Origin of the sequence: Aeromonas sp. 604176 (genome assembly GCF_049170755.1) — a bacterium.
Lineage (GTDB): Bacteria > Pseudomonadota > Gammaproteobacteria > Enterobacterales > Aeromonadaceae > Aeromonas > Aeromonas veronii_A.
In genome coordinates this window covers 1-6,213 of the sequence record NZ_JAAKNE010000168.1, presented here as the reverse complement: position 1 = coordinate 6,213, position 6,213 = coordinate 1, and the positions used below count along the sequence as shown (strand labels likewise).

General features: G+C 61.5%; 7 protein-coding genes and 1 pseudogene. 2 read left to right on the top strand and 6 right to left on the bottom strand.

The genetic code is table 11. The features are described 5' to 3' along the window. From G5358_RS19755 to hemA, 6 genes and pseudogenes are all read right to left on the bottom strand, one after another. Positions 1–143 (bottom strand): annotated as a pseudogene (locus G5358_RS19755) (3-deoxy-8-phosphooctulonate synthase); the annotation flags it as partial. 96 nt (positions 144–239) lie between these two features. Then, a complete protein-coding gene (locus G5358_RS19750) occupies positions 240–1,040 on the bottom strand; it encodes a SirB1 family protein (RefSeq protein ID WP_005362204.1) in 801 nt (266 codons plus the stop codon). Between the two features lie 12 nt (positions 1,041–1,052). Next, on the bottom strand, positions 1,053–1,436 hold the full coding sequence (locus G5358_RS19745; protein ID WP_005334939.1) for a SirB2 family protein: 384 nt from the start codon (positions 1,434–1,436) through the stop codon (positions 1,053–1,055). Between the two features lie 56 nt (positions 1,437–1,492). Further along, positions 1,493–2,344 carry a peptide chain release factor N(5)-glutamine methyltransferase gene (gene prmC, locus G5358_RS19740; RefSeq protein ID WP_421277113.1) on the bottom strand — a complete coding sequence of 284 codons (852 nt, stop codon included), beginning with the start codon at positions 2,342–2,344 and terminating at the stop codon, positions 1,493–1,495. Between the two features lie 61 nt (positions 2,345–2,405). Further along, entirely contained in the window at positions 2,406–3,494 is a 1,089-nt protein-coding gene (gene prfA / locus G5358_RS19735) for a peptide chain release factor 1 (RefSeq protein WP_421324754.1), read from the bottom strand. A 51-nt stretch (positions 3,495–3,545) separates the two neighbouring features. Then, positions 3,546–4,805 carry a glutamyl-tRNA reductase gene (gene hemA / locus G5358_RS19730; protein ID WP_005362209.1) on the bottom strand — a complete coding sequence of 420 codons (1,260 nt, stop codon included), beginning with the start codon at positions 4,803–4,805 and terminating at the stop codon, positions 3,546–3,548. A 126-nt stretch (positions 4,806–4,931) separates the two neighbouring features. Here hemA and lolB point away from each other — a divergent pair, with 126 nt between their 5' ends. Then, positions 4,932–5,510: a lipoprotein insertase outer membrane protein LolB gene (lolB, locus tag G5358_RS19725; RefSeq protein WP_005334955.1), complete on the top strand. Its 579-nt coding sequence runs from the start codon at positions 4,932–4,934 to the stop codon at positions 5,508–5,510. Further along, positions 5,510–6,213: 4-(cytidine 5'-diphospho)-2-C-methyl-D-erythritol kinase (ispE, locus tag G5358_RS19720; protein ID WP_421324753.1), on the top strand; the 704-nt coding region annotated here is incomplete at its 3' end. The genes lolB and ispE, both read left to right, overlap by 1 nt.

Genomic DNA, 6,213 nt, shown 5'->3' with positions numbered 1-6,213 from the left:
AGCTTGCTGGTCACTTCCACGTACTTCTCGCACACCGCCATCGCCATGTCGCGGGATTCCAGCACGTTCATGCCGCCAAACAGCACGAACGGTTTGTCGTTGGCAACGTCGATCTGGTTGATCTTGATATTCTTCTGTTCCATCTAAGACTTCCTTAATGAAGGGGCCTGAAGCCAAGTTACTCCGTTGCAGCCGAGCGCTGCGGCCTTGATATTCTTCTGTTTAGTCTCAAGCCGCCCTTAATGGAGGGGCTTGGGGCTCAGGTCCAGCGCGGCCAGCTGCACTTTCAGCACATCGGCCACCGGATCGTCCGGGCATTGTTCAATAAAATATTCAAAATCGTCGGCGGCCTGGCGCGGGCAATCGAGCTGCTCGTAGATAAAGCCGCGATCCCGCGTCTCCAGCGGATCGCCGGGCTTCATCCGCAACAACAGCTCGCTGCAACGCAGCGCCTCGGGCATGCGATCTTCCCGCAGCAGGGCACCCTTGCTGACGTTGAGCAGCCGTTCGATGATCTCCCACTGGCCGGAGGGCTGCAGGTAGTCGGGGGTCAGGGTTGCCAAGTCCCCCAACGCACCGCGCAGCAGCAGCTCGATGCGGGCCAGACTCAGCTCGTCGCCGGTAAAGGGGTCGACATAGACCTCCCCCTCGCCACCGGCAAAGCTCACCAGGAAGTGGCCGGGGAAGCAGATCCCCTCTACATCGAGCCCGAGCTTGCGCCCCAGCTGGATAATGAGAATGCCGAGACTGACCGGGATCCCCTTGCGCTGCACCAGCACCTGATTGAGGTCACAGTTGTTGGCAGAAAAATAGTCCTGCCAGTCGCCATGAAAACCGAGGCTGTGGTAGAAGCCCTGCAGCAACTGTTGGCGCACCTCGTCGCAAGTGCCCTCTTCAATCTGCTCGTCCAGCCACTCGTCCAGCAGGTTCAACTCGCGGATCCCCTCCTCGACCGAGCCATAAATTTCGTCACTGACTGACAACGCCAGCTCGGTGATGTCGTGGGCTTCGAAATCGGTCCATTCGTCTATGTGTAACATTCTCTTCATGCCTTAGCCGAACACACTCGTCTGTTTGAGCACTGCCAACTTGGCAATAAAGTAGATCCAGCCGAGCGCCCCCAGAAAGGAGCACCAGCGCACCAGATTGCTTTTGGCAAGCCGCAGCGCCATCGCAGCCAGAAATACCAGCACCAGAATGGCCATCAGCTTCTCGCTGAGCCAGGGCGTTCCGTTATTGAGCGGGTTGAGATCCAGCACCATGCAGAGCAATACGCCGGAAAGCACCACCAGACCGTTGAGCCAGCCGCTGACCTTCATCACCGGCGCGCTATAGGCTCGGCCAGTGGCGGTCTGTACCCAGTAGAAGCGGAGCATAAACATCAGCACGGCCCCGGCAATCAGGGTGAGGTGCAGGTGTTTGAGCACAAAAACCATATTCAATCCTTGCATGGGGGCGCACAGGCAACCCGCCGTGTAACAGTGAGGAACCGTCAGCGCAGCGGGCAGAGGCCCAGCGTCACCCTGTCGTTATCCCCGTAATCGCGCACCGTGGCTACCTCACGGTAGCCGCCATCACGCAGCAACTGACGCACCGCCTCCCCCTGATCCCAGCCATGCTCCAGCAGCAACCAGCCATCGGTCAGCAGATAAGCGGGGGCGTGGGCCACGATGTGGCGGATATCAGCCAGCCCGGCGTCATCGGCAACCAGCGCCGAGCGGGGTTCAAAGCGTACATCACCCTGCTCGAGATGGGGATCGGCGCCATCAATATAGGGGGGATTGGAGACAATCACCGCAAAACGTGGCGTATTGTCGCGATCCGGCTCGCCAAGGGGCTCGAACCAGCTACCGTTGCGCACCTCGATGGGTAACCCCAGTGCGGCGCTGTTCTCGCGGGCCAGCGCCGCGGCATCGGCCATCCGATCCACCGCCCACACATCGATCTCGGGCCGCTCGGACTTGAGCGCCAGCGCGATGGCGCCGGTGCCGGTGCCCAGATCCAGCACGGCGCACGGCCCTTGCGGGATTCTGGTCAGCGCCTGCTCGACCAGCACCTCGGTATCGGGGCGCGGGATCAGGGTCGCTGGGCTCACCTTGAGGGGCAGCGACCAGAACTCCCGCTCGCCCACCAGATGGGCGATGGGTTCGCCATTGAGACGACGAGCCAGCAACGTCTGCAGGGTGGCCTGCTGGGCGGCATCCAGCTCACGCTCGGGCCAGGTCATCAGATAGCTGCGACGACACCCGAGCAGATGACAGAGCAGTACATCGGCATCGGCGCGGGGGGACTCCCCCTCAGCCAACACAGTCATGATATGGGCGCGGGCCTGCTGGATCTGCATCAGTGCCACTCCACCTTATGGGCAGAACACTTAATGCGAGCTTGCCGGATCACCATTTGCATCAGTTGTTCTCGGCCAGCGAGGCGAGCTGATCGGCCTGATACTCCTGCACCAGCGGGGTGATGACGCAGTCCAGATCCCCTTCCAAAACTTCGGAGAGGCGATAGAGGGTCAGGTTGATGCGGTGCTCGGAGAGGCGGCCCTGCGGGTAGTTGTAGGTACGGATGCGCTCGGAGCGATCGCCGGAGCCCACCAGATTGCGGCGGGTGCTCTGCTCGGCGGCGCGGTGGCGCTCATCCTCGGCCGCTTGCAGGCGGGCGGAGAGCACCGACATCGCCTTGGCGCGGTTCTTGTGCTGGGAGCGCTCGTCCTGGCACTCCACCACCAGACCGGTCGGCAGGTGGGTGATGCGAATGGCCGAGTCGGTCTTGTTGACGTGCTGACCGCCGGCACCGGAGGCGCGGAAGGTGTCGATCTTCAGATCGGAAGGGTTGATCTCGATCTGCTCGGCTTCCGGCACTTCCGGCAGCACGGCGACGGTACAGGCGGAGGTGTGCACCCGGCCCTGAGATTCGGTCTCCGGCACCCGCTGTACCCGGTGACCACCGGATTCAAACTTGAGACGGCCATAGACGCGCTCGCCGTCGATCTTGGCGATCACCTCCTTGTAGCCTCCGTATTCACCGTCGTTGCAGCTGACGATGGAGACGCGCCAGCCCTGACGCTCGGCAAAGCGGGAGTACATGCGGAACAGGTCACCGGCAAAGATGGCCGCTTCGTCACCACCGGCACCGGCGCGGATCTCCAGATAGCAGTTGTTGTCATCCTTGGGATCCTTGGGCAGCAACATCAGTTGCAGCTCCTGCTCCAGCGCCTCCAGATTGGCCTTGGCCAGCGGCAGCTCCTCCTGCGCCATCTCGCGCAGGTCGGCATCCTCCTCCTCCAGCATCATCTGGGTGGTCTCCAGATCATCCTGAGCCTGACGGTAACGCTGGAAGGCGTGAACGATATCTTCCAGCTGGGCATATTCGCGGGTCAGGGCGCGGTAGCGATCCTGATCCGAGACCACATCCGGCTCGCCGAGCATGGCCTGTACTTCTTCGTGGCGCTCGATGAGGCCTTCCAGCTTTCTGATCAGTGACGGATTCATAACTCTTGCATTCTCAATGGAGGACGGGACAACCGGCAGGTTGCCCGAAAATTATGGCTCTTGTGACAACCCCAGCGCCTGCCGCAAGCGGGAGAGCTCGCTCTGATCCCCCTGGGAGGCAGCCTGGCGCAACGCCTGGGTCGGCGCGTGGATCAATTTGTTGGTGAGGCGATGGGCCATCGCCTTGAGCGCCTGTTCGGCACTCTCGCCCTGCGCCAATGCCAGCAGGGCCCGTTGCAACTCTTCGTCAGCCACTTGCTGGGACTGATGGCGGTAATCGCGAATGAGGTCGACCGAACTCTGGCCGCGATACCAGCCCATAAACTCGTCCCGCTCTTCCTGCACGATCACTTCCGCCTGGGCGGCAGCCCGTTTACGGGTTTCGAGGTTCTGCTCGATGATCCCCTGCAAATCATCCACCGTGTAGAGATAGGCATCGGAGAGCTCATCGACTTCGGCTTCGATGTCGCGCGGCACGGCAATATCCACCAGAAACATGGGTTTGAAGCGGCGGGCCTTCAGCGCGCGCTCCACCATCCCCTTGCCGATGATGGGCAGTGGACTAGCGGTCGAGCTGATGACAATATCCGCCTCGTGCAGATAGTCGGGGATCTCTTCGAGCGTCATCACCTGGGCACCAAATTCGGCCGCCAGGGTCTGGGCACGCTGCAGGGTGCGGTTGGCCACCATCATCTTGGTGACGTTCTGCTCGCGCAGATGACGGGCCACCAGTTCAATGGTTTCACCAGCACCGACCAGCAGCACCTTGGTCTGGGAGAGATCGGAGAAGATCCGCCGACCCAGACTGACGGCGGCAAAGGCCACCGACACGGCACTGGCGCCAATCTCGGTATCGGTGCGCACCCGTTTGGCCACCGAGAAAGATTTCTGGAACAACCGCTCCAGCGCCCCCTTCACCGACTCCGCCTGCTGGGCATGGGCATAGGATTGCTTGATCTGCCCCAGGATCTGCGGCTCCCCCAGCACCAGCGAGTCGAGCCCGCACGCCACCCGCATCAGGTGGCGCACCGCCTCTTCATCGTGATGCTGATAGATGGCAGTGACCAGTTCGGCCGCGTCCAGCCCGTGGAACTGCTGCAGCCAGCGCAGCACTTGCTCCTGCCGCTCCTCTTCGAGATTGCAATAGAGTTCGGTCCGGTTGCAGGTGGAGACGATCACCGCCTCGCTGACACCGGGTTGGCTCACCAGCTCACGCAAGGCGCGATCGATGCAGTCCGGGCCAAAGGCGACCCGTTCCCGCAAGGCGACACTGGCGGTGTTGTGGTTGATTCCGAGGGCAAGCAAACTCATGAGTGGGCGACGATCATTTCATACGCTGGGTGCAAAGGCTGCCAATTGTACGAGAAAGGGTAAGTCTTTAAAAGCAATACGGCCGCCCCGTATACTGTGGCAAATTCCTCTCTCTGGAGCCGTCTCTTGCTGCTACGTATTTTTACCCTCACCTGCCTGCTGTTGCTGGCCGGTTGTGCCACCACCCAGCCCCAGCGTGACCAGGTGAACTGGAACCAGGAGCGGGCCCGCCTCGAGCAGCTGACCCACTGGCAGCTCTCCGGCAAGATGGCCATCATCACCCCCCAGCAAAAGGGCAGCGCCCGTCTCAACTGGCAGCAGGATGGGGAGGATTATCGCCTCAACCTCACCAGCCTGATTGGTACCAGCATTCTGGAGCTCTCCCGCAGCAAGGGGGAGATCACCCTGCTCGACAGCGATGGCAATCGCCACCAGAGCCAGGATGCCGAAGCGCTCATCTATCAACTGACCGGCTGGAATATTCCGGTTGCGGGATTGCCAGAGTGGATCAAGGGGCTGCCGGGTCAGGCGGAGTTTGAACTCAACCCCGACAGCAGTCTGGCCAGCGTGCGCGACGGCCAGTGGCAGATCGTCTATGGCGATTATCGGGATCAGGATGGCTACCGCCTGCCACACCAGCTGACCATGACCGGCCAGAACAGCCGCCTCAAGCTTCAGATCAACCAATGGACTCTTGCACGTTAATGGCTTCCACACGCTGGCCGGCACCGGCCAAACTCAACCTGTTTCTACACGTCAATGGCCGTCGTCCCGATGGCTATCACGAGCTGCAGACCCTGTTTATCTTCCTCAACCACAGCGACTGGCTCGAGTTCGAGGTGATACCGAATAGCGACACACTCACCCTGAGCCCGGCCATTCCCGGGGTGCCGGATGAGCAGAATCTGATTATCCGCGCGGCGCGCCTGCTGCAGGCAACCCTGCCGAGCCCGCAGGGAGCCCATATCCGGCTGGAAAAGGTGCTACCCATGGGCGGCGGCATCGGCGGCGGCTCATCCGATGCAGCAACCACGCTGGTGGCGCTTAACCACCTCTGGCAAGCGGGTTTGAGTGAAGATGAACTGGCAGCGCTCGGCGTCCAGTTGGGGGCCGATGTGCCGGTGTTTGTCCGTGGCAAGGCGGCCTTTGCCGAAGGAGTGGGCGAGCGGCTGCAACCAGTCGAACTGCCCGATGCCTGGTATCTGGTACTCAAGCCCGATTGCCATGTGGCGACCGCAGCCGTATTCCAGGATCCGGAGCTGCCGAGAGCTACGCCGAAAATGGCGCTGGACAACCTGCTGGAAGGCGAGTGGAAAAACGATTGCGAATCACTGGTGAAAAAGCGCCACCCCGAGGTTGCCAATGCGCTCGGCTGGTTGCTAGAATACGCGCCGTCAAGAATGACGGG

What these genes read in the sequence shown, in the direction of transcription:
- hemA (WP_005362209.1), bottom strand. Translation starts at nt 4,805, where the DNA reads ATGAGTTTGCTTGCCCTCGGAATCAACCACAACACCGCCAGTGTCGCC.
- prmC (WP_421277113.1), bottom strand. Translation starts at nt 2,344, where the DNA reads ATGCAGATCCAGCAGGCCCGCGCCCATATCATGACTGTGTTGGCTGAG.
- prfA (WP_421324754.1), bottom strand. Translation starts at nt 3,494, where the DNA reads ATGAATCCGTCACTGATCAGAAAGCTGGAAGGCCTCATCGAGCGCCAC.
- G5358_RS19745 (WP_005334939.1), bottom strand. Translation starts at nt 1,436, where the DNA reads ATGGTTTTTGTGCTCAAACACCTGCACCTCACCCTGATTGCCGGGGCC.
- G5358_RS19750 (WP_005362204.1), bottom strand. Translation starts at nt 1,040, where the DNA reads ATGTTACACATAGACGAATGGACCGATTTCGAAGCCCACGACATCACC.